The organism is Pseudomonas sp. GL_139_B, assembly GCF_057834475.1.
The window spans coordinates 4,663,840-4,687,290 of record NZ_CM174403.1; the positions used below are offsets into that span (position 1 = coordinate 4,663,840).

General features: G+C 59.7%; 17 protein-coding genes. 10 read left to right on the forward strand and 7 right to left on the reverse strand.

The annotated features are described in order from the left end of the window. Positions 1-98 precede the first annotated feature (98 nt). Positions 99-1,553, forward strand: coding sequence for a TrkH family potassium uptake protein (locus AC3ISI_RS21365; RefSeq protein ID WP_489333677.1), 1,455 nt, complete (start codon positions 99-101; stop codon positions 1,551-1,553). Here AC3ISI_RS21365 and AC3ISI_RS21370 read toward each other — a convergent pair. Continuing rightward, complete coding sequence (locus AC3ISI_RS21370) at positions 1,510-2,571, reverse strand: AraC family transcriptional regulator (RefSeq protein WP_489333678.1); 1,062 nt, start codon at positions 2,569-2,571, stop codon at positions 1,510-1,512. The two genes, AC3ISI_RS21365 and AC3ISI_RS21370, sit on opposite strands and share 44 nt — an antisense overlap. 164 nt (positions 2,572-2,735) lie before the next feature. Here AC3ISI_RS21370 and AC3ISI_RS21375 point away from each other — a divergent pair, with 164 nt between their 5' ends. Then, positions 2,736-3,047, forward strand: coding sequence for an Mpo1-like protein (locus tag AC3ISI_RS21375; protein ID WP_223519525.1), 312 nt, complete (start codon positions 2,736-2,738; stop codon positions 3,045-3,047). 29 nt (positions 3,048-3,076) lie between these two features. Continuing rightward, on the forward strand, positions 3,077-3,667 hold the full coding sequence (locus tag AC3ISI_RS21380) for an HD domain-containing protein (protein ID WP_489333679.1): 591 nt from the start codon (positions 3,077-3,079) through the stop codon (positions 3,665-3,667). A 134-nt stretch (positions 3,668-3,801) separates the two neighbouring features. On the opposite strand, the gene AC3ISI_RS21385 is transcribed toward AC3ISI_RS21380, so the two are convergent. Continuing rightward, positions 3,802-4,617 carry a UDP-2,3-diacylglucosamine diphosphatase gene (locus tag AC3ISI_RS21385; protein ID WP_489333680.1) on the reverse strand — a complete coding sequence of 272 codons (816 nt, stop codon included), beginning with the start codon at positions 4,615-4,617 and terminating at the stop codon, positions 3,802-3,804. Positions 4,618-4,746: 129 nt separating this feature from the next. Here AC3ISI_RS21385 and AC3ISI_RS21390 point away from each other — a divergent pair, with 129 nt between their 5' ends. Together AC3ISI_RS21390 and AC3ISI_RS21395 are read left to right on the forward strand one after the other, a co-directional pair. Further along, positions 4,747-5,505 (forward strand): helix-turn-helix transcriptional regulator, encoded by a 759-nt coding sequence (locus AC3ISI_RS21390; RefSeq protein WP_489333681.1) that lies wholly within the window; start codon positions 4,747-4,749, stop codon positions 5,503-5,505. A gap of 78 nt (positions 5,506-5,583) precedes the next feature. After that, complete coding sequence (locus tag AC3ISI_RS21395) at positions 5,584-6,477, forward strand: DMT family transporter (RefSeq protein ID WP_489333682.1); 894 nt, start codon at positions 5,584-5,586, stop codon at positions 6,475-6,477. Here the strand turns inward: AC3ISI_RS21395 and AC3ISI_RS21400 are convergent. The 4 genes from AC3ISI_RS21400 to recQ all read right to left on the reverse strand — a co-directional run bounded on the left by AC3ISI_RS21400 (position 6,471) and on the right by recQ (position 10,800). Beyond that, positions 6,471-6,758: an Rdx family protein gene (locus AC3ISI_RS21400; protein ID WP_489333683.1), complete on the reverse strand. Its 288-nt coding sequence runs from the start codon at positions 6,756-6,758 to the stop codon at positions 6,471-6,473. The genes AC3ISI_RS21395 and AC3ISI_RS21400 overlap by 7 nt on opposite strands. Continuing rightward, entirely contained in the window at positions 6,755-7,993 is a 1,239-nt protein-coding gene (locus AC3ISI_RS21405) for a type IV pilus assembly protein FimV (RefSeq protein WP_489333684.1), read from the reverse strand. The genes AC3ISI_RS21400 and AC3ISI_RS21405 overlap by 4 nt, the downstream gene beginning before the upstream one ends. Positions 7,994-8,119: 126 nt before the next feature. Continuing rightward, positions 8,120-8,554 (reverse strand): MarR family transcriptional regulator, encoded by a 435-nt coding sequence (locus AC3ISI_RS21410; protein ID WP_489333685.1) that lies wholly within the window; start codon positions 8,552-8,554, stop codon positions 8,120-8,122. Between the two features lie 119 nt (positions 8,555-8,673). Further along, positions 8,674-10,800 (reverse strand): DNA helicase RecQ, encoded by a 2,127-nt coding sequence (gene recQ / locus AC3ISI_RS21415; protein ID WP_489333686.1) that lies wholly within the window; start codon positions 10,798-10,800, stop codon positions 8,674-8,676. A 418-nt stretch (positions 10,801-11,218) separates the two neighbouring features. Here recQ and AC3ISI_RS21420 point away from each other — a divergent pair, with 418 nt between their 5' ends. From AC3ISI_RS21420 to AC3ISI_RS21440, 5 genes are all read left to right on the forward strand, one after another. After that, positions 11,219-11,806, forward strand: a complete 588-nt coding sequence (locus tag AC3ISI_RS21420) for a UPF0149 family protein (protein ID WP_489333687.1) — start codon at positions 11,219-11,221, stop codon at positions 11,804-11,806. 10 nt (positions 11,807-11,816) lie between these two features. After that, the gene (locus tag AC3ISI_RS21425) at positions 11,817-12,212 is read left to right on the forward strand and encodes a YbaN family protein (protein WP_489333688.1); all 396 of its coding nucleotides are present in this window, start codon (positions 11,817-11,819) and stop codon (positions 12,210-12,212) included. A 68-nt stretch (positions 12,213-12,280) separates the two neighbouring features. Then, positions 12,281-12,988: a cysteine protease LapG gene (gene lapG / locus AC3ISI_RS21430; RefSeq protein ID WP_489333689.1), complete on the forward strand. Its 708-nt coding sequence runs from the start codon at positions 12,281-12,283 to the stop codon at positions 12,986-12,988. Positions 12,989-13,010: 22 nt separating this feature from the next. After that, positions 13,011-14,951, forward strand: a complete 1,941-nt coding sequence (gene lapD / locus AC3ISI_RS21435) for a cyclic di-GMP receptor LapD (protein ID WP_489333690.1) — start codon at positions 13,011-13,013, stop codon at positions 14,949-14,951. 386 nt (positions 14,952-15,337) lie between these two features. Further along, positions 15,338-15,697, forward strand: a complete 360-nt coding sequence (locus AC3ISI_RS21440) for a DUF6124 family protein (RefSeq protein WP_489333691.1) — start codon at positions 15,338-15,340, stop codon at positions 15,695-15,697. A 238-nt stretch (positions 15,698-15,935) separates the two neighbouring features. Here the strand turns inward: AC3ISI_RS21440 and AC3ISI_RS21445 are convergent, their stop codons facing one another. Continuing rightward, positions 15,936-23,132 carry a retention module-containing protein gene (locus AC3ISI_RS21445; protein ID WP_489333692.1) on the reverse strand — a complete coding sequence of 2,399 codons (7,197 nt, stop codon included), beginning with the start codon at positions 23,130-23,132 and terminating at the stop codon, positions 15,936-15,938. Between the last annotated feature and the right edge of the window lie 319 nt (positions 23,133-23,451).

Here is a 23,451-nt window from a genome sequence, read left to right on the forward strand (position 1 = left end):
TTGGCTATTCTATCTGCAAGTGCGCAATCAGCGTCGGTTTACATGCCCTGCCCCGCAGGTAGAATGGCGCCCCTCCCACAACAGCCCGAGCGGATTTCATGGCGTTGCCGACCTTACGGATTATCGGTTTTATCATCGGCATCTTCCTGATCACGCTGGCGATCGCCATGGTCGTGCCCATGGCAACCCTGGTGATTTTCGACCGCACCCACGAGCTACCCTCGTTCCTGTGGTCGAGCATGATTACCTTTGTCGCTGGGCTGGTGATGGTTATCCCTGGTCGTCCCGAACATATCCACCTGCGTCCACGGGACATGTACCTGTTGACCGTCAGCAGCTGGCTGGTGGTCTGCCTCTTCGCCGCGCTGCCGTTTTTGCTGGCTCAGCACGTCAGTTTCACCGACTCGATCTTTGAAAGCATGTCCGGCATCACCGCCACCGGCTCCACGGTACTCAGCGGCCTGGACACCATGTCCCCCGGCATCCTGATCTGGCGATCGCTGCTGCACTGGCTCGGCGGCATCGGTTTTATCGGCATGGCAGTCGCGATTCTGCCGCTGCTGCGCATCGGTGGCATGCGCCTGTTTCAGACCGAGTCCTCAGACCGTTCGGAAAAGGTCATGCCTCGCTCGCACATGGTGGCGCGTCTGATCGTGGCGGCCTACGTCGGCATCACCATTGTTGGCAGCCTGGCGTTCTGGTGGGCCGGGATGAGCCTGTTTGATGCGATCAACCACGCGATGTCAGCGATTTCCACCGGCGGTTTTTCCACCTCGGACCAGTCGCTGGCCAAATGGACGCAACCGGCGGTGCACTGGGTGGCGATCGTCATCATGATTCTCGGCAGCCTGCCCTTCACCCTGTACGTAGCAACCTTGCGCGGCAACCGCTGGGCGCTATTCAGGGATCAGCAGGTTCAGGGGTTGCTCGGCATGTTGCTGGTGACCTGGCTGGTGCTCGGCACCTGGTACTGGTGGACCACCCAACTGCATTGGCTCGAAGCCTTGCGGCATGTGGCGTTCAACGTGACATCGGTGGTCACGACCACCGGTTTTGCGCTGGGGGATTACAGCCTGTGGGGCAATTTCTCGCTGATGCTGTTCTTTTACCTGGGCTTTGTCGGCGGCTGCTCTGGCTCGACGGCCGGCGGGATCAAGATATTCCGCTTCCAGGTCGCCTATATCCTGCTCAAGGCCAACCTTAACCAATTGATTCACCCGCGTGCGGTGATCAAGCAGAAATACAACGGTCACCGTCTCGACGAAGAAATCGTACGTTCGATCCTGACCTTTTCGTTCTTCTTCGCCATCACCATCTGCGTCATCGCACTGGCGCTGTCGCTGCTCGGCGTGGACTGGATGACTGCCCTGACCGGTGCGGCCAGTACCGTGTCCGGTGTCGGGCCGGGGTTGGGTCCGACCATCGGGCCGTCGGGTAACTTCTCGACGTTACCCGACGCCGCCAAGTGGATTCTATCGGTCGGCATGCTGCTGGGCCGACTGGAGATCATTACGGTGTTTGTTCTGTGCATTCCTGCTTTCTGGCGACACTGACTTGCGCCGTCGCGGCTGAAAGGTGCGCCCGGTACTCGCCGGGAGTGGCGTCGAACCAGCGGCGGAACGCGCGGAAGAAATTGCTCGGGTCGGCAAATCCCAGCAGGTAGGCAATTTCCAGCAGGGTCATGGTGGGCTGGGCCAGGTATTGCTCGGCCAATTCGCGACGCGTGTCATCGAGCAACGTCTGAAAACTGGTTCCCTCCTCCTGCAAGCGTCGCTGCAATGTGCGTTGCGACAGGTGCAGCGTCTGCGCCACGGTATCGCGTTTGGGTTCGCCCTGTGGCAGCAGACGGCACAACACCTGACGCGCCTTGTGCGTCACGCGGGTTTCGGAGAAGCGCGCCAAGTACTCACCGGCAAACCGGTCATGCAACAGCGCCATCGCCTCGTTGGCAGTGGGCAATGGCGCTTCCATGTCGGCACGTTCGAAGATCAATGCGTCGTAAGGCGCGTTGAACACCAACGGCGCATGAAAGGCTTGCTTATAGGGTTCAAGGTCCATGGGCTCATCGCCCTGCACCAACACCTTGCGCGGTTGCAAGGTACGCCCGGTCAACCAGCTGCACAACGCCAGCGCACAGGCCATTGAAGCTTCAGCGCTTTGCCGGGTCGGCGGCAGATGATCGCCGTGGACCGTCAGAATCAGCGCATAGCCCTCGTCCAGCAGGCGGAAACTCAGGTCGGCACTTTCAGCAATGATCCGCTGAAAGCGCACCAGTCGCTGAAAGCCTTCGACCAGCGTCTGACTGGACATCAACGCGTAACCCGCCACATGGAAGGAGGCCGGTCGCACCGCCTTGCCCATGTTCAGGCCGATCGCCGGGTTGCCAGACAACTCAACCGCGCGCTGCCACAGGCGCGTCATGGAGTCTTGCGGGAAACGCGCATCCGGATCATCCAGTGATGCGTAGTCGAGCCCTAGCTGCTGGAACAGAGTCCGGCAATCCAGGCCATCCATCTCCAGAGCTTTGACAATCCCCATCGCCCAGCTTGCAGAAGTCGTTCTTTCGCTCATGGCGTTTGCTTACTGTTCAGTGAGCCGTCTGAACACGGCTAGTTTTCGAAGGATACTAAAGTGGCGCCCATTGTCACTGGCTGATGCCAATGATCACTCTAGACTCAAATAAGCTACCCGCAGCACAACTTGCAATCAGAACAATAACCATAGAGATCGCAGTCGTGGAAAACATCAAACGTTTCAACAGTTTTGCTGAGTTCTACCCGTATTACCTCAGCGAACACAGCGACAGTACTTGTCGACGACTGCATTTTATCGGCACGACGCTGGTCATTTTCATTCTGGCCCTGAGCATCGGCAAAGGCGCATGGCTGATGCTATGGGCCCTTCCGCTGGCGGGTTACAGCTTCGCCTGGGTCGGGCATTTCTTCTTTGAAAAGAATCGACCTGCCACCTTCCAACATCCTCTTTATAGCCTTCTCGGCGACTTTGTCATGTACCGCGACATGATTCTGGGCCGAGTGCCGTTTTAAGCGTCGTGAACAAGAAGAGAGAACAGCCGATGAATGCCAACGCCCGTTTCACCCACATGAAGGATGGGACACAGGAAGACTGGGCGATCATCGCCGCAGATTTCAGTGCTTACGCGAAACAATTGCCGGTACGGATTGTGTCGCACCTGAAGTTGCTGGAGGGCGATTTTGGTGGCTTCCCGGTGGACCGTCTCACCCACTCCCTGCAAACCGCCAGTCGTGCCTGGCGCGATGGCCGTGATGAAGAATATGTAGTCTGCGCGCTGCTGCATGACATCGGCGACACGCTGGGCTCCTACAACCATCCAGACATTGCGGCGGCGATACTCAAGCCATTTGTCAGCGCCGAGAATCTTTGGATGGTGGAGAAACACGGGATTTTCCAGGGCTATTACTTCTTCCATCATTTGGGCATGGATCGGCATCTGCGCGAGCAGTTCAGCGAGCATCCGCAGTATCAGGCGACCATCGAGTTTTGTGCCAAATACGATGCGGCGGCGTTTGACCCAGCGTACGAAAACCTGCCGCTTAGCTTCTTTGAACCGATGATGGAACGGTTGTTTGCGCAGCCGAAGAACTCGATCTACAAGGCGGCGATGCAAGAACACTCACCCACCTGATGGATCCAGCGGGACCGCTGCGCGGTCCATCGCGGGCAAGCCCGCTCCCACAGTGAACCGAGTATCTCTTGAGAACGCGGTCACATGTAGGAGTGAGCCTGCTCGCGATGAGGCCAGTCCAGCCACCGCAAATTTCAAGCTGGTTCGGCGATTTTGATGGCCCTCAACTCCGCCTCCCGCGCCTGCGCGTCCGCCAATCGATACAACTCGATCGTCCCATCCCAATGCTCGATCAGCGCCGTACACGATTCCACCCAATCCCCGCAATTGAGGTAATCCACCTCGCCCACCTTGCGAATCTCGGCATGATGAATGTGCCCGCACACCACGCCATGCAACTCTCGCTTCACGCATTCGTGAGCGATGGCTTCCTCGAAATCACTGATAAAACTCACCGCGGTTTTCACCTTGTGCTTGAGGTACGCCGACAACGACCAGTAACCGTAGCCATAACGTGCGCGCCAGTGGTTGAGCCAGCGGTTGAGGGTCAGGGTGAATTCATAGGCCGAGTCACCCAGAAAGGCCAGCCAGCGGTGATACCGGGTGATGACATCGAACTGATCGCCGTGGATTACCAACAGATGACGACCATCGGCGGTCACGTGCACGGCTTCATCCACCAATTGAATATTGCCCAGAATCAACCTGGAGTAGCGGCGCAGGAATTCGTCGTGATTGCCGGTCACGTAGATGACTTCAGTGCCGCGCTTGCTCATGGTCAGCAAACGACGGATCACGTTGGTGTGCGCCTGAGGCCAGTACATGCCCCCGCGCAGCTTCCAGCCATCGATGATGTCGCCGACCAGGTAAATCCTGTCCGCCTGGTAGCCCTTGAGAAACTGCGACAGGTGCTCGGCCTGGCAATCTCGAGTGCCCAAATGCACATCGGAAATCCACAACGTCCGCACACGTTGCTTACGACTGGGTTTGGCGAGCTCGGCGCTGGTCATGGGCAACCCTCTGCGATGGTTTTTCCAAGCGTGCGCCGGTCGGGTGAATTGACCATGACAGTGTTGAGTCATTCCTGTGACAACCATGGGCCGGTGTAGACTGGCCCCATCTTGCCCAGGAGAACGGTGATGAGACCGATCCTCACACTACGCCAGTACACCCACGACCTGATCGTCCACAGCCACGACCACGCCCAACTGGTGTTCGGCTTGTCGGGGGCGCTGGATTTTGAAGTCGACGGGCATGGCAGTCAGGTGGTGCAGCAAAGTTTTGTGGTGGTGCCGTCCGGTTTCCATCACGCCTGCGGCAGCAGTAATGGCAGCCGTTGCCTGGTGCTGGATGTGCCGAGCGATCAATGGGTGTCACAGTCGCTAGGCGAGCATGCCGAGGCCAGTCGCCGTCTTCTCGACAACGCCGGACGCTTGCCGCTGGATGCCGGGCAAAGCCAATTGGTCAATTGGCTGGCGAGCAGCCAGGTCAACGATCCGCTGATCGCGCAACAAGGTGCGGTGCTGTTATTGGCCAGCCTAAATAACGTCACGCCGACCAGCGTCGGGGGACGGCGTCTGCCCTATGCGGCTATGAATGCACACATCGATCAGCACGCGGCCTATCCGCTGCAGGTGGCGGACCTGGCCGGTGTCGCCGGGCTGTCCAGCGCCCGGTTGCATGCACGGTTTGTCGCCGAATGCGGGCAGACACCCATGGATTACATCCGCAGTCGGCGACTGCATATCGCGGTGGGACTGCTGCGTGATTCGCCATTGCCCATCGGCGAGATTGCCAGTCGGGTCGGTTACAGCTCCCAGAGTGCCTTCGCCGCAGCGGTGTTGCGCGAGTTTGGCGCCTCCCCCGGCAAACTGCGGCGCGAGGCTGGCGACAAATGATGCGAGTCTGACGACAGACAGGCGTGCCGCCAGCCCTCTAGACTGCACCTCTGTTGGTTGTATTGATCAAGGATTGCAATGACTCCCCGTACCGCCCTTGGCGCCCTGCATATCGGCGCATTGATGTTTGGCCTGACCGGTGTGTTCGGCAAACTCACCGCCGCCTCCCCTGCTGTCATCGTCTTTGGCCGTGCCGCGTTTGCGGTCCTGGCATTGGCGGTTTTTGCGCGCTTCGCCAGCAACACCCGTTGGCGCACCCTTGAAGCCGTGGACTGGCGCCGTCTGCTGCTCGGCGGTTTGTTGCTGGCCGGGCATTGGGTGAGTTTCTTTATTGCGGTGAAGGTGGCGGGAGTGGCAATTGCGACCCTGGGCTTTGCCAGCTTCCCGGCGTTTACCGTGATCCTCGAAGGGCTGATCTTCCGCGAGCGGATTCGCGCCAATGAAATCCTGCTGGTCGTGTTGGTGAGCGTCGGGCTGGTGCTGGTCACGCCTGACTTCGATCTGGCGAGCGGCGCCACCACGGGCCTGCTCTGGGCCGTCGGCTCCGGGTTGTTATTTGCCCTGCTGTCGCTGACCAACCGGGCCAGCTCCGGACGAATCCCGCCGGTGCAGGCTGCGTTGTGTCAAAACGTGGTGGTCGCGTTGTGCCTGCTACCGGTGGCAGCTCCCCAATTGAGCGAAGTACGTGGTCTCGACTGGCTGTGGATCGGTCTGCTCGGCGTGTTCTGCACCGGCGTCGCACACAGTCTTTTCGTCGCCAGTCTGGCGGTGATCAAGGCACGCACCGCTGCGGTGGTGTTCGCCCTTGAACCGGTTTACGGGATCACAGTGGCCTGGCTGTTGTTCGATGAAAACCCGACGCTGCGGATGCTGATCGGCGGTGCGCTGATCATCGTCGCGATCATCGTCTCCAGCAGGCTATCCGGCGGTTCCAGTAAAAAGACCGTGGCGGCTGAAGTGGCCTCTCACTGAGTGCGGTCGTTGTGCCCTAGGTCGCGGTCCGGATCGATCTGATCGCGGACCCGCTGCTTGAGCACCTTGGCTTCAGGGAAACCGCCATCCGCCTTGCGTTCCCAGAGCTGCACGTCGTCACAAAAAATATGGAACACCCCTCCCGTGCCGGGAACCAGCGACACTTTGCCCAAGTCATCGCCAAAGGTACTGAGCAGTTCCTGGGCCAACCAGGCGGCACGCAACAGCCATTGGCATTGTGTGCAGTAAGTGATGACGATTTGCGGTTTGTGCGCGGTCATGTTGGCTCCTTCAGTTTCAGGTCAAGCGGTTCAAGTTCCAGTGATTGGCCGGCATTGCCGAGTTCGTCGAGGAAGCCGTCATCCAGTGACGGCGAACTGTCGAAAGGGCTGACCAGATCCCAACCTGAATCCATCGACACATCATCCAGGTTCAACTGGAACTCGTCGCTGGACATCGCGCTCACAGGCATGACAGCCAAAGGTGCCACATTGTCCAGTTTCGGGTGGCTGGCGCGCAAATCCTGAAGTTTTAGTGGGTCGAAGCCGGCGTCTGGCCAGCTGTTTTTTTGTACTGCGCAGGCTGGATCAAGCAGCGGCTCCGGCGGTGAAGGCAAATCGGGGGAAGCCTGGGACACTGCAAGAACCTGCTGGCGTCGATGACGACGAAGGAAAAACCCCAGCAATGCCAAAGCCATCAGTGCCAGCAGCCCGACGATCAACAAGCCGTTGTTGGCTTGTGGCTCCTCGGCAACGACAGCGACGGGTGCTGCGGGCTCGGTGGCTTCTGGCTTGAGTTCAGCCAATCGGGTTTGCAGTTCGGTCATCTGCTTTTTCTGAACGGCGATCTGCTCGTCTTGAGCCGTAAGCTTCGAATCCAACTCTTCGACGGTTTTTTGCAGTTGCTGGTTTTGCAGCACGCTGGCGGCCAATTGCTCGGCAACAACGGAATCGTTCACAGCGGCGGCAGGTTGAACCGCGACTGGCGTTGAGACGGGCTCCTTGATGGGGTTTGATGACGCATTGACCGGCTGGACGGCTGGAAATGCAGAAGACTGAGGCTCGACGACTGGCTCATCAGACGCGGGATCGATCGCCTCCGCGTCCGGTGGATCAATCAGTACCGTGTATTCGCGCAGCAAACGCCCGTTGGGCTGATTGAGCTGCACCACGAAATCCAGAAAAGGCTCCTTGACCGGCTTGCTGGAGGTCACTCGAATCACACTTCGGTTACCGCGCAGGATGGGCGTGAACTTCAGATTGTTGAGGAACAGCACCTGCTCGACACCGGCGCGGCTGAATTCATCCGCTGTCGCCAGACTGACGGACAACTCGCCCTCCTCCAGGCCAGCGACATCCACCAGGGCGATGTCAGCACTCAACGGCTGATTCAGCCCGGAGTGGAGTGTGATGTCCCCAAAGCCCAATGCGGGCGCCAATGCCGAGTAGGTGATAGCGCCACCGAACAAAAGCAACCTGACACCACACTGCAAAACCAATCGCCAACTCTCGAACATGAGCATCCCTTAACGACAGAACCAACCTGTGCGTGTTCGCACATCCGTTACGAACACGTTATTGCCAGGTAGTTCTTTATAGTCTGCCCAACGGGGTATCTCGAAAGTCCGGCGAGTGGTTATGCCTCAAGATTTTTCAAGGTTGGCCAGAATGTGCCCGTGAACCCGCATACAGACCTGTATTTCCGCTTCATCGACGCCTTCGAAGAGCTCGCGGCGCAGTTGCGTGGCAATGGTTTCAATTTGTTCGATCAGGGGACGGGCCGGCGTGCAGAGGACAATTTTTTTTGCCCGGCGGTCTTCCAGCACAGCTTGGCGCTGGACCAGGCCCTGAGTTTCCAGGCTATCGAGCAGACGGGCCAGGGTCGGCCCTTCGACGCCAACACTTTGCGCCAGTTCACGTTGTGTGGGGGCTTCGTCGAAACGTGCAAGGTGCAGCAGCACCAGCCAGCGCGCCTGGGACAATCCCAGACCAGCGAGACGACGGTCCAGCTCAGCACGCCAGCCACGCGACATCTGGGCCAGTTGCATGCCAAAGCGGTGTTGATCGGTTAACGGCATAAAACACTCATGATTAGACTGAAATAAGTAAAACCTAATTATTAGTCAGCTAAGCATGGCCGGTGGCTTGAGGCAAGGCTCGGTCTTTAGTGAATCGTTACATCAACCTACAAGATGGCCTAAACCTCAAACTCCGATTGCAGGGCGGCACGCACGCAGTACAAAACGCCTTCCGGCACTCTCCCGGCAAACAGCGCCGCAATTTCCGAAACCGACGGCAACTCGCCTTCGCCGTCGAGGAACGCATCCTGGACTTCGCCCATCAACTCTTCAGGCAGGTCCAGCGCTTGCTCCAGTGACAGCTGCTGCTTGCCAATCGCTTCGGCAAGCATGGTGTAGACGTTCTTTTCAGAGCATTGCAGTTGACCGGCGATTTGCAGTGGCGTCATGCCGGCGCGGGCCAGGGTGATCAGTTCGTGGCGCACGTCGGCCACCACTTTCGGTGCCTCGACCTGACCACCCAGCACTTCGAGGAAGGCCTCGCCATAACGTTCGAGCTTGCGCGCGCCAACGCCGCTGACGGTGGCCATTTCCGACAACGAAGTCGGCTGGCTGCGGAGCATCTCCAGCAGTGTCGAGTCGGGGAAGATGACATACGGCGGCACGCCATGTTCTTCGGCCAGTTTGCGCCGCAAGGCACGAAGCGCCTCCCACTGCTCGCGCTCTTCGCCACGCACCAGTTGGCTCGCCTGGCTCTTGCTGCTTTTGGCGGTGGTTTGCGGCTTGAGGTCGCGGCGCAGCTCCAGAGTCACTTCGCCCTTGAGTAGCGGCCGACAGGTGTCGCTCAGGCGCAAACCGCCGTAGCCTTCGAGGTCGATGTCGGCCAGACCACGGGCAACCAGCTGGCGGAACAGGGAGCGCCATTCACTCTCGCCCATCGCTTTGCCGACACCAAACACTGACAAATGTTGATGACCAAAGCTGCGGACCTTTTCGTTGTCCTTGCCCAGCAGCACGTCCACCAGATGCCCTACGCCATAACGCTGGCCGGTGCGGTAAATCGCCGAGAGCGCCTGACGGGCCGGCTCGGTGGCGTCCCAGGTCTGCACGCCGTCGACACAGTTGTCGCAATGGCCGCACGGCTCAGGCATGTCTTCGTCGAAGTAGGCCAGCAACGTCTGGCGACGGCAGCGGGTTTCTTCACAAAGCGAGAGCATGGCATCGAGTTTGTGCTGCTCCAGGCGCTTGTGCCGCTCGTCGCCTTCGGAGTTCTGCAACATTTGCTTGAGCATCACCACATCTTGCAGGCCGTAGGCCATCCAGGCATCTGCCGGCAGACCGTCACGACCGCCGCGACCGGTTTCCTGATAATAAGCCTCAAGGGATTTAGGCAAATCGAGGTGAGCGACAAACCGCACGTTGGGCTTGTCGATGCCCATGCCGAACGCCACGGTAGCGACCATGATCAGCCCCTCCTCGTTGAGGAAGCGCTTCTGGTGGTGGGCTCGGGTTTCGTTGGGCAAACCGGCGTGATACGGCAGCGCCGGGAAGCCTTGCTCGCTGAGAAATACGGCGACTTCGTCGACTTTTTTGCGCGACAGGCAGTAAACGATGCCGGCATCGCTGCGCCGCTCGGCGAGGAACGCCAGCAACTGTTTGCGCGGCTGCTCCTTGGGCACGATGCGGTAGAAAATGTTCGGCCGGTCGAAGCTCGACAGAAAGCGTTCGGCGTCCCGAAGATGCAGGCGGTCGACGATTTCTTCGCGGGTGCGCTTGTCGGCGGTGGCGGTCAGCGCAATGCGCGGGACGTTAGGGAATAACTCCGCCAACTGCCCCAGTTGCAAGTATTCGCGACGGAAGTCATGACCCCATTGGGACACGCAGTGCGCTTCGTCGATGGCGAACAGGGCAATTTCAAGGCTTTGCAGGAAGGCCAGCATGCGCGGCTGGACCAGACGTTCGGGCGCCAGGTAGAGCATTTTCACTTCGCCGCGTTTGATGCGGGCCGCCAGGTCGCGCTGTTGTTCGGCGCTCAGCGTGGAGTTCAATGCAGCAGCGGCGACGCCCAGCTCTTCGAGGGTGGCGACCTGGTCGTCCATCAGCGCGATCAACGGCGACACCACCACCGCCAGGCCTTCACGCAATAGCGCCGGCACCTGGAAGCACAAGGATTTGCCACCACCGGTAGGCATCAGCACCAGGGCGTCGCCGCCACTGGCCACGCGCTCAATGATTGCACCCTGACGGCCACGAAAACTGTCGTAGCCGAAGATGTCCTTGAGGACGCGTTGAGCCTGTTCGAGCATAAAAACTCCAAAAATCACAAAAACATCCCTGCAAGGCTGGTTCAGAACCACGCACGCTGCACCGACAAATCGTAAGTGCACGTTGCATGACGCTTCACATACCAGCCGCGACGCCAGCAGGGCATCACAAAACGCGCGAGTATACCCGAGGCCTCCCTTGCACAGGGCACCGCTGATAAGACACATGAAAACCAATGCAATGAAGAACCCTGTGGGAGTGAGACCGGCTTGCCGGCGATGGCGGCGTTACATTCAAAATCAATACTGACTGGCCCACCGCTATCGCGAGCAGGCTCGCTCCCACAGGGTATGCGGTGCTCTGTATTCCTGCGAAGGTGCAAATATGCCGTGCGGCTGGCCTGAGCGCTCAAGAAGGCCTAGAATTCCCGCATCGAACATTCCCCAAGGTAGCCCGTTAATGTCCTTCGCTGAGCAACTAACCCGTTTGCAAGTCTTCCTCGACGCCGACGAACTGCATGACGAGGCGCTGGACTACGTGGCCGCCCACGGCTACCTCACCGCGCTGTCGATCTGTTCCGAAACCGTTCCTGATCGTGAATGGATCGACGCCCTCTTCGCCGAAGAGCCGCACTACGCCGACGACACCGAGCGTGAAGCCATCGAATCCACCCTGCTGGCCCTCAAGGCTCACATCGCCCGCCAATTGGCGTCCGACGAAGAATTCGAGCTGCCATGCGACCTGGACCTGGGCGACGAGCCGGACGACTCCGACCTGCGCGGCTGGTGCATCGGTTTCATGGAAGGCGTATTCCTGCGCGAAGCGGCCTGGTTCGAAAGCGCCGAAGACGAAGTCAGCGAAATGCTGCTGCCGATCATGGTCGGCTCGGGCCTGTTCGACGAACAGCCAGAGTTCGAAGACATCGCCAAGGATGCCAACCTGATGGACGACATGATCGTTCAGATCCCGGAAGCCCTGACCGCGCTGTACCTGCTGTGCAACGCGCCAGACGAAAAACCGGCGATCCTCAAGCCACGTCACCACTAAGGTTTTGCCTATGGCCAACCCCATAGGCAACCGCCCCCTGATGTTGCGTTACGTGCTGCTGGCCATCGGCTGGCTGAGCGTAGCGCTTGGGGTGATCGGGATTTTTCTCCCGGTATTGCCCACCACGCCTTTTCTGTTGCTGGCCGCTGCGTGCTTTGCCCGTAGTTCGCCGCGTTTCTATCAGTGGCTGGTGGAGCATCCACGGCTTGGCCCCTGGATTCGCGACTACCTCGACGGCAATGGCATCCCGCTCAAGGGCAAGGTCTACGCCATCGGATTGATGTGGGCAAGCATCCTGTTCTCCTGCTACCTGGTGCCCCTGCCGTGGGCGCGCGGGTTCATGCTGACCAGTGCAGTGCTGGTAACTATCTATATCCTCAAGCAAAAAACCCTGCAAAAACCCTGACCCGGCAATTTGTCCGCCCGCGCTGAAAACACCGCCTAGACTTCAGACATCTTCACGCGAGTTGCCATATGTCCCGTCGTCCGCGTAGTCCAGGATGGTCAACGCTCCGACTTCGACTCGGCGGATGGCTGCTGCTGGCCGGTTTCCTGCTGACGGGGCTGGGCAGCGTCCTGGCCGACTGGGACTTTGCGCAGATCCTGCAAACTGCCGAACAGCGTTACGGCCCTCTCGGCCCCGCCAAGGGAAGAATCGAGGCCTGGAGTCAAATGCTCAAAAGCGAACTCAATCAGCCCGAGCGCGAGCAACTGAATGCGGTCAACCGCTTCTTCAATCAGCAGCTGAATTTTCAGGACGACATGCGCATCTGGCGTCAGACCGATTACTGGGCCACGCCAGAAGAATCGCTGATCAAGGGTGCCGGCGACTGCGAGGACTACGCGCTGGCGAAGTATTTCAGCCTGCGCTATCTCGGGATTCCCAGTGAGAAACTGCGCATCACCTACGTCAAGGCCCTGGCGCAAAATCAGGCGCACATGGTGTTGACCTTCTACAGCAGCCCCACAGCCGAACCGTTGGTGCTGGATAACCTGATCAGCGAGATCCGCCCCGCGTCCCAGCGCAAAGACCTGCTGCCGGTTTACGCCTTCAACGCCGAAGGCCTGTACTTGCCTGGGGCCAATGGCGGCAAACGCAGCAGCGACAGTAAAAAGCTGTCGCGCTGGCAAGACGTGTTGAAAAAGATGCAAGCCGAAGGGTTCGCCGTGGGCGAAGGCTAGCCCCCACCGCAAGGAGCGTTTTATGTCACTGCGCAAACAATTGTTTCTCGCCATTTGCCTGTTCCTGCTGGTGGCTTTCAGCGGCAGTTTTTTTGTCAGCCTGGAAAGCTCTCGCGAACAAATGCTCGGCCAGTTGCGCTCCCATGCCCAGGACGCCGCCACCGCACTCGGTTTGTCGCTGACCGCACAGATCGATGACCCGGCCATGGTCGAGCTGATGGTCAGTTCAATTTACGACAGCGGCTATTTCAGCAGCATCCGCGTCGTCAGCATTGTCGATGACCAGGTGTTGGTGGAACGCAGTGCTCCCTCGAAAATCGAAGGCGTTCCGCGCTGGTTCGTCAGGCTCGTCAATCTGCGCCCGGAGGGTGGTGACGCGCTGATCATGCGCGGCTGGGACCAGGTGGCGCGGGTCGAAGTGTTGAGCAATCCGCAATTTGCCTTGGCCAAACTCTGGGACAGCACCCTCGGCAGCCTGCTTTGGCTGCTGGTCTGCGGCTTGCTCAGCGCCGTATTCGGCGGTTGGCTGTTACGCCGGCAATTGCGTCCGCTCGACAAAATGGTCAAACAGGCTGAAGCCATCAGCAAACGCGAGTTCTTGAGTCTGCCGAAAGTGCCGCGCACACCGGAATTGAGGCGTGTGGTGCTGGCGATGAACCAGATGGTCGAAAAACTCAAAACGCTGTTCGCCGAAGAAGCCACGCGCAGTGAAAAACTGCGGGCCGAATCCTATCAGGACAGCCTCACCGGCCTGGCCAACCGGCGCTTGCTGGATGAGCAACTGGCTGATCATCTGCTGATCAGCGAACAAAGCAGCGCCGGCCATTTGCTGATGCTGCGGATCAACGACTTGATCGGCCTCAACCAGCGTCTGGGTGGCCAGCGTACCGATGAGCTGATCAGTGCTGTTGGCGAACTGCTCAAGCGTCTGACGCAACCGCCGGAACGGCGCACCTGGCTCGCGGCGCGTAATCGTGGCGGCGAATTCAGCCTGCTGACGCCGAGACTGGACAGCGCCGATGCCGCACGTCTGGCCTCGGAAATCAGCGCCACCCTGGAAAACCTGCGCCTGACCGATGCCAGCGATTGCACGCCGGTGGCGCACTTGGGCATCGTCGCCTACCACCCCGGCGAACCGGCCAGTGACGTACTGCTGCGCCTCGATCAGGCGCTGACACAAGCCCAGCAACACCCCGAGCGGCCGTGGGTACATCTGGCCGATACCGACACCGCAACCAACCACTCCCAGCATGACTGGCGCAGCTGGATCGACGACGCCCTGACCCACGGCAAACTGCAGCTGTATTTCCAACCCGTCGTGCAATGTGCCGACACCAGCCAGGTGCTGCACCACAAAGTCCTTGCGCGCCTGCTCGACCCGAGCGGCGAAGCGATTGCCGCCGGGCATTTCCTGCCCTGGATCGAACGTCTTGGCTGGTCGGCGCGGTTCGACCTGGCGATGCTCGAAGCGACCCTCGACTATCTGGTCGTCAACCGCTGGCCCCTGGCGTTGAGCCTATCCGGCAGCACCCTGCGCGACCCGGCGCAACTGCGAGAAATCATCGACTTGCTCGACTCACTGCCCGATCTGGCGTCGCTGCTGACCTTGGAAATCGACGAACGCCAATTGCCGCCCCCCGAGGAACTACACCGCCTAAGCCACAGCCTGCTCAACACCGGTTACCACATGGGTTTGCAGCATTTCGGCGGCAGCTTCAACCAGATCGGCAATTTGACGCAACTGGGGCTGGCGTATTTGAAAATCGATGGCGCGTACATCCGCAGCATTGATCTGCAGCCTGACAAGCGGCTATTTATTGATGCGATTTTCCGGGCGACCAACAGCATTGATTTGCCGTTGATTGCGGAGATGGTGGAGACGCAAGGGGAGTTGGAGGTGATTCGGGAGTTGGGGTTGTTTGGGGTGATGGGGCGGTTGATTGGGCCGCCGGAGCCGATGTAGCCGAACACGATTATTGAGTATTAAACATTGGTGTTTATAAGACACCTCCAGATACTCACTCAGGCTACACATCCTTGCGCCGCTGCCTACGACTGCGCCAGAATCCGCCGGCTTGTACGCCTTGGGCCGGGACTCTATCGTTTCCGGGTCGCTGACAAATCAGCGATCGGGTTTCGCAGCCCAGGTCAATCAAGGCGCATTGCGCCACCGTTTCCTTTCAGTTAGCGCTTTTTTTCGTCTACTGCATTGCGTTATGGCGGCTGTGCGCGGGAGATCTTCGGGTCTGCCGGGTTCCTTGATTCCCGGTCTGCGAACCCGCGTACAGCTGCCACCTTCCCTCGTTTCGCAGCGAGCCGTGGTAGCTCCATTAATCAAGGAGTTTCACCATGTTCAAAATCACGCCAAACCCGCCAGAAACCGACGACGTCTCCCCATACGAATCCAACGATTCCAAAAAGCTCAACAACGCTGCCGACCGCGCCCTCGATGACTACCTCAAACTGGTCATCCCAAAAGACACGCCACGCAAACCCAGCACGATCTACTTCGTCGGGCCCGACACCGATAACGAAACCCTGCTGGTCAACGCCTGTGAGACGTTGGCCTCAGCGAGTGTGATGTTGAGCGATTTCGCGGGGCAACTGAATGGTCCGCAGCGCCACACGCTGCTGGGGATTCAACACTCCGTGATGCTGGGTGAGTTGGCGGTGAATCGGATGCTGGATAACGTCGATCCGCAGGGCTAACCCGCTGAGGTCAGGGTGACCTTTGTGGTGATGGCTGACCGTAGAGTTTTGTGGTGGTTGGTCGGGCCTCATCGCGAGCAGGCTCGCTCTCACAGGGATATTTGGTGTAGCCGATTTTTGTGCTGACCGCGAAACAACTGTGGGAGTGAGCCTGCTCGCGATGGCGGTGCCACAGGCAACGAAAAACCCGCCATTCCTTACCCAAGAATGGCGGGTTTTGCCCTTTCAGGTTTTCAGATCAAACGGTATCCACCTTCAACGAATGGTCGTTCAACATGCCATTGATGATGGTCGCCGTATCGTGCCCACCTGCAACCACACCACCCGCCCCCGGCGTGACGCCATAATGGCTGGCCAGGTTGACGCCGGCCAGGTCGATGGTCTGGTTCGGCGTGGCGCCGGCCATGGCGCTGACGTCGATGCTGGTCAGTACCGAGGCGCCGCTGCCCACGACTTTGAAGTGCAGGTAGTCATCCAGCGAGGCCGTGGTGCTGTTTTCACCTTGCAGCAGTTGCGACAAATCGAGTTTGTCGGTGCCTGGGGTGAAGTCGGTGACGACGTCGTGGCCGCTGTTGCCTTTGAGCCACTGGAAAGTGTCAGCCCCCGCCCCGCCGGTCAGGGTGTTGTTGCCCATACCGCCGATCAGGATGTCGTCACCGCCGCCACCGTTAAGGATGTCGTTGCCCAAACCGCCATTGATGACGTTGCTGTTGCTGTCGCCCGTGAGAGTGTCGTTGAAGTTGGAGCCGACCAGGTTTTCGATCCCGGTGAGGGTGTCAGTACCGGCGCCTATAGTGTTTTGCGCTCCGGCGAGGCCGAGGTTGACCGTGACCCCGGCAGTTGCGTGGGCGTAGCTCGCGGTGTCGATGCCGGTGCCGCCGTCGAGCAGGTCGTTGCCGATGCCGCTGAACAGCAAGTCGTTGCCAGCGCCACCGTGCAACTCGTTGTTGCCGCTGCCAGCGGTGAGCACGTCGTTGCCGTCGCCGGCATTGATGATGTTATCGCCGGTGCCCGCCACCAGCACGTCATCGCCCGCCGTACCGGTGAGGGTGTGGCCATCCTGATAGCTGATGGTCACGGCCGCGCTGTCACTGCCACCGTGGTTGTCGTTGGCGGCGTAGGTGCCGTGGAAGTCCGGTGTGATGTCATGGGCACCGGCGTAGTTGACGGTCATGGTCAGCTGGTAGCTCTCTTCTCCTTTGGCGTGGCCGCCACTGGTGTTTTCGATGTTGGTGATGTGGATCTGGTAGGTCCCGTCCGCCGACGCGGTGATCGTTCCGCCGTCCGCAATGCTGGCGAAGGCGCCGCCATTGAGGGAATACTCCATGGTGATGTGCCCGGCCGCCAGGTTGTGATCCAGATTGAGGGTTTCACCCGCTTTGAGCTTCACGGTGATGAGGTCTTCATCATTGGCGTCGTTAGGTGTCACCTGCCCCAGATACCCGCTGACCACCAATAGCGCCGTCATCGTGGTGGTGTTGGCCACAAAGGCACTGCGCACGTCCGCCAGGGACTGGTTGGCCGCCGTATCGTTGGTGCCGACGAATTTGGGCAGTACGGCACCGATGAAGTCCGCGCCCTTGGCCGCCCAACCCGTGTTGAAGGAGGTTGGCGAGGCGGTCAGCGGATCCTTGTCGGCATCGGTGTCGTTGGCCAGCAGCAGCTCGCCCGGCACCACGATATTGCTCGATAGCACGTTGGTGATGACGTGGTCATCGACCGCCACCGGCGCCGTGTTCGGATTGACTTTGACCGTTAGCGTGGAGCTAGCCAGGTCACCGTCGTTGTCGCTGACGGTAAAGCCGATGTTTTCGGTGATCACCACGGAGGTGGTTTTTTGCGAGGCGTAGTTGTACTCGCCGGTGTCGAGGTTCACCACCAGGGTGCCGCCATTGTTGGTGGCGATGCTGATGCTGTTGTCCACCGTGTTGAACGTGCCGTGGTTGGTGCCGCCATTGAAGCTCAGTGAACCCTGATTGCTGTTGCCTTTAGGGTCGTAGGTGTACGTGGTGCCGTCGACCACGATGGTTTTGATGAAGCCGCCATCAGCACCAAACGTGCCGCCCTCCAGCAATGTGCCGGTGACTGGCGCCCCAACTACCGTGCCCGAGAGCACCGAGTTGAGTTGGTTGAGATCGGTCACCACTACTGCGTTGGTATCGGTATGGGTGCTGCCGTCATAGGCCAAAGGGTTGAGGTTAGCGTTGCTCACGCCGCTGCCCAGGCCAATGGCGTAGTTCTTGATGCCATTAGCGTCGAGGAAGGCTTTCAATGCCGTCTCGTCCGACGTGCCAATGTCCTGGCCGGCGGTCGGTTTTCCGTCAGAGAAGAAGTAACCGACGTTCTGCGCGCCGGTCAGTTTGCCCGAGGTATTGAACGCGGTTTGCATCGTAGCCACTGCCGCATCGTAGTTGGTGTTTCCACCCGCTGTCAGGCCGGCGAGGAGCGACTTCGCAGTTGCCACATCGACCCACACTGAAGTCCGGTCAGTGGCATTGGTGCCGAAGGTGACGAGCTGCACTTTTACATCGCCGAGGTCGTCATACTTGTCGAGTAAGGCGCTGATCGCCTGTTTGGCCAAATCCAGCCGCGACAGGCCGGGCACGCCAGAGGGGTCGATCATACTGCCGGAAATGTCTAGCACAATCAGTAAGTTGGAGTCGACTTCCACTGATGTTACCGAGCGCTCCGAAGCCACTGCTGCCGGCAAGTCGTCAACGATGTTGACGTTGATTTGATTCGTTGCCGTACTGCCGTCGGTGTCCGTAGCCACCACGTTGAAGTTCTCGGTAATGCTGTTGGCACCATTACCAGTTGGATGAGTTTCGTTGTCGACCAGGGTGTAGCTGTAACTCACCACACCAGTGGTCGGATTGAAGCCTGTGATGGTCAGCGTGCTGCCCAGCGGAGTGACGATCGATTGCGGGAAGCCCGCGGGCACGCCACCGACTACCACATGCAGGCCACCGACATCGAGGGTTTGCAGACCATCAAGCGCGGTCACGGTGAAGGTGCCGTTCTGGGTCAACGCCGGGGTGTTCGGGCTGCTGCCATCGCTGAGGTTCTTCTCATAGACAGTCAGTTCACCGCCGTTGACGTCGAGGCCGTTGATGATCACCGGGTCATCGTTGTTGTGGATTTGCAGCACCAGGTTGGCGGTGCTGGTGTCGCCGTCCGAATCGGTGATGGTGTAGGCGAAGGTTTCCGTGCCGTTGCCATTGCCGTGCAAGGCTTTGAAATCCGCATCACTGGTGTGCAGCGTGTAGGTGTAGGTGCCGTTGGCGTTCAACACTAGGGTGCCGTAAGTCCCGGCGAAGGTGCCCGGAGTGATCGGGCCGGTATTTTCCCCAATGGTCACGCGGTCGGCGCCTTGCACGTCGTTGCTCAGGACGTTGCCGTTGAGGGTCAGCAGGGTTTCCGACGCAGTGCCGGCGTTGCTGTCGTTCACGCCTTTAGGCAGGTCATCGATGATGTTGACGTCGAGCGTGCCGTTGGCGGTGGTGCCGTTGTCGTCGACCACGGTCACGGCGAATTGCTCAGGGAGGTTGTTCGCGCCGTTGGCGGTGGGGTGCGCGTCGTTGTGGTTCAAGGTGTAGCTGTAACTGACGACGCCAGTCGTGGCGTTAAACCCGGTGATGGTCAGCGTGCTGCCCAATGGCGTCGTGACAGTTTGCGGGAACCCAGCGGCCACACCGTTGGTGACCACCGCGATACCGCCGACCGTCAACGTGGTCACGCCGTCCAACGCGGTGATGGTGAAGGTCCCGTTCTGGGTCAGTGCCGTGGAGTCAGGTGCGCTGCCGGTGCTGAGGTTCTTCTCATAGACAGTCAGTTCACCGCCGTTGACGTCGAGGCCGTTGATGATCACCGGGTCATCGTTGTTGTGGATTTGCAGCACCAGGTTGGCGGTGCTGGTGTCGCCGTCCGAATCGGTGATGGTGTAGGCGAAGGTTTCCGTGCCGTTGCCATTGCCGTGCAAGGCTTTGAAATCCGCATCACTGGTGTGCAGCGTGTAGGTGTAGGTGCCGTTGGCGTTCAACACTAGGGTGCCGTAAGTCCCGGCGAAGGTGCCCGGAGTGATCGGGCCAGCATTTTCCCCAATGGTCACGCGGTCGGCGCCTTGCACGTCGTTGCTCAGGACGTTGCCGTTGAGGGTCAGCAGGGTTTCCGACGCAGTGCCGGCGTTGCTGTCGTTCACGCCTTTAGGCAGGTCATCGATGATGTTGACGTCGAGCGTGCCGTTGGCGGTGGTGCCGTTGTCGTCGACCACGGTCACGGCGAATTGCTCAGGGAGGTTGTTCGCGCCGTTGGCGGTGGGGTGCGCGTCGTTGTGGTTCAAGGTGTAGCTGTAACTGACGACGCCAGTCGTGGCGTTAAACCCGGTGATGGTCAGCGTGCTGCCCAATGGCGTCGTGACAGTTTGCGGGAACCCAGCGGCCACACCGTTGGTGACCACCGCGATACCGCCGACCGTCAGCGTGGTCACGCCGTCCAACGCGGTGATGGTGAAGGTCCCGTTCTGGGTTAGTGCCGTGGAGTCAGGTGCGCTGCCGGTGCTGAGGTTTTTCTCGAAGACGGTGAGTTCGCCACCTTCGACGTTGAGGCCGTTGATGATCACCGGGGCATCGTTGTTGTGGATTTGCAGCACCAGGTTGGCGGTGCTGGTGTCGCCGTCCGAATCGGTGATGGTGTAGGCGAAGGTTTCCGTGCCGTTGCCATTGCCGTGCAAGGCTTTGAAATCCGCATCACTGGTGTGCAGCGTGTAGGTGTAGGTGCCGTTGGCGTTCAACACCAGGGTGCCGTAAGTCCCGGCGAAGGTCCCCGGAGTGATCGGCCCCGTATTTTCCCCAATGGTCACGCGGTCGGCGCCTTGCACGTCGTTGGTCAGGACGTTGCCGTTCAGCGTCAGCAGGGTTTCCGACGCGGTGCCGGCGTTGCTGTCGTTCACGCCTTTAGGCAGGTCATCGATGATGTTGACGTCGAGCGTGCCGTTGGCGGTGGTGCCGTTGTCGTCGACCACAGTGACGGCGAATTGCTCAGGGAGGTTGTTCGCGCCGTTGGCGGTGGGGTGCGCGTCGTTGTGGTTCAAGGTGTAGCTGTAACTGACGACGCCAGTCGTGGCGTTAAACCCGGTGATGGTCAGCGTGCTGCCCAATGGCGTCGTGACAGTTTGCGGGAACCCAGCGGCCACACCGTTGGTGACCACCGCGATACCGCCGACCGTCAGCGTGGTCACGCCGTCCAACGCGGTGATGGTGAAGGTCCCGTTCTGGGTCAGTGCCGTGGAGTCAGGTGCGCTGCCGGTGCTGAGGTTTTTCTCGAAGACGGTGAGTTCGCCACCTTCGACGTTGAGGCCGTTGATGATCACCGGGGCATCGTTGTTGTGGATTTGCAGCACCAGGTTGGCGGTGCTGGTGTCGCCGTCCGAATCGGTGATGGTGTAGGCGAAGGTTTCCGTGCCGTTGCCATTGCCGTGCAAGGCTTTGAAATCCGCATCACTGGTGTGCAGCGTGTAGGTGTAGGTGCCGTTGGCGTTCAACACCAGGGTGCCGTAAGTCCCGGCGAAGGTGCCCGGAGTGATCGGGCCAGCATTTTCCCCAATGGTCACGCGGTCGGCGCCTTGCACGTCGTTGGTCAGCACGTTGCCGTTCAGCGTCAGCAGGGTTTCCGAGGCGGTGCCGGCGTTGCTGTCGTTCACGCCTTTAGGCAGGTCATCGATGATGTTGACGTCGAGCGTGCCGTTGGCGGTGGTGCCGTTGTCGTCGACCACGGTCACGGCGAATTGCTCAGGGAGGTTGTTCGCGCCGTTGGCGGTGGGGTGCGCGTCGTTGTGGTTCAAGGTGTAGCTGTAACTGACGACGCCAGTCGTGGCGTTAAACCCGGTGATGGTCAGCGTGCTGCCCAATGGCGTCGTGACAGTTTGCGGGAACCCAGCGGCCACACCGTTGGTGACCACCGCGATACCGCCGACCGTCAGCGTGGTCACGCCGTCCAACGCGGTGATGGTGAAGGTCCCGTTCTGGGTCAGTGCCGTGGAGTCAGGTGCGCTGCCGGTGCTGAGGTTTTTCTCGAAGACGGTGAGTTCGCCACCTTCGACGTTGAGGCCGTTGATGATCACCGGGGCATCGTTGTTGTGGATTTGCAGCACCAGGTTGGCGGTGCTGGTGTCGCCGTCCGAATCGGTGATGGTGTAGGCGAAGGTTTCCGTGCCGTTGCCATTGCCGTGCAAGGCTTTGAAATCCGCATCACTGGTGTGCAGCGTGTAGGTGTAGGTGCCGTTGGCGTTCAACACCAGGGTGCCGTAAGTCCCGGCGAAGGTGCCCGGAGTGATCGGGCCCGTATTTTCCCCAATGGTCACGCGGTCGGCGCCTTGTACGTCGTTGGTCAGGACGTTGCCGTTGAGGGTCAGCAGGGTTTCCGACGCGGTATTGGCATTGCTGTCATCGACGGCCTTGGGCACGTCGTCAGTGATGTTGACGTCCAGAGAGCCAGTGGTGGAATCACCATTGGAATCACCCGCCACCACGGAGAAGTGTTCACTGAGGTTGTTGGCACCGTCGCCCGCCGAATGGGTATCGTTGCCGTTGAGAGTGTAGCTGTAACTCACGACGCCGGTGGCCGGGTTGTAACCGGAGATGGTCAGGGTGTTGCCCAGTTGCGTGGTGATCGACTGTGGAAAGCCTGCGGCCACGCCGCCGGTGATCACGTTGATCCCACCGATACTCAGGCTGCTCAGCCCATCCGGTGCAGACACACTGAACGTGCCGCTCTGGGTCAGCGCCCCTGGATTGCTGGCTGAACCGTCGGCCAGGTTAGCTTCATTGAGAGTCAGTTCGCCCCCCACCACCGAAAGTCCACTGAGTGTGACCGGGTTGTTAATCGGTGGAACCACGACCACTGGAGTACCGTCGGCATTCTGCTGGATATCGGCGTTGTGCCGTTCTTCGGGAAATTGCGGGATGTTGCCAAACCCTGCCGTCGGGAAGCCAATCGTCGGATCGACCCGTCCGCCCACTTCTTCGAGCATGACAAAGCTGTGGCCACCGCCCTGCACCCCTGTGGCAGGCCCGGTGAAGCTTGGCCCGGCCGCAGTGGCTTCACCGGTCTGCGTCGGGTCGGCGCCGGCCGCGATAGCTTTTTGCAGTTGATCAACATCGGTCAGCTGCGCTTCGCTCGGTGTTACCGCCTCTAAAGTGCCAACGTGCGGCGACTCATTGGCGAGGAGATGGGGACTCATTTGCAGGCTGCTGCCACGGCCGAGTGTCAGTTCCTGGCCATTTTGCAGATGGACCGCCACCGCGCCTTCGGCTCCGGTGACGAGTTGATCACCGGCGAACAATCGATCGCCCTCGACCAACGCGCGCCGGGTACCGTCGCTCGTCACAGCGAATACCTGACCAATGACCTTACTGACGATCCCGATGAGCGTAGCCATGTGCACTTCCTCCGCTGCCAACAGCTGTCGGCATCCTGTGTTTTTCGAAGAAAGTGCTCATGGTTCAAAAGGTACTTGCGCGGATCGCCTGCAAGGCGCGTTTACCTGAGTAAGCCGCTGCCCTGGCGATGTGCTCGCCCAGCGTGTCGCTCAACCGCAGCGTCGGCGATAGTAGGTAAACCCTTTGCAATCAATGGCTTCGGGGCCCACTCGCGTCGCAACTAGCCTGGTGAACGATGCGTAACAGTTCTGAATAAATTAAGTGACAAAAAACCGTCACCAAAAAACCGTTACACCGCCCTCCCCTCCCAGCACTTCC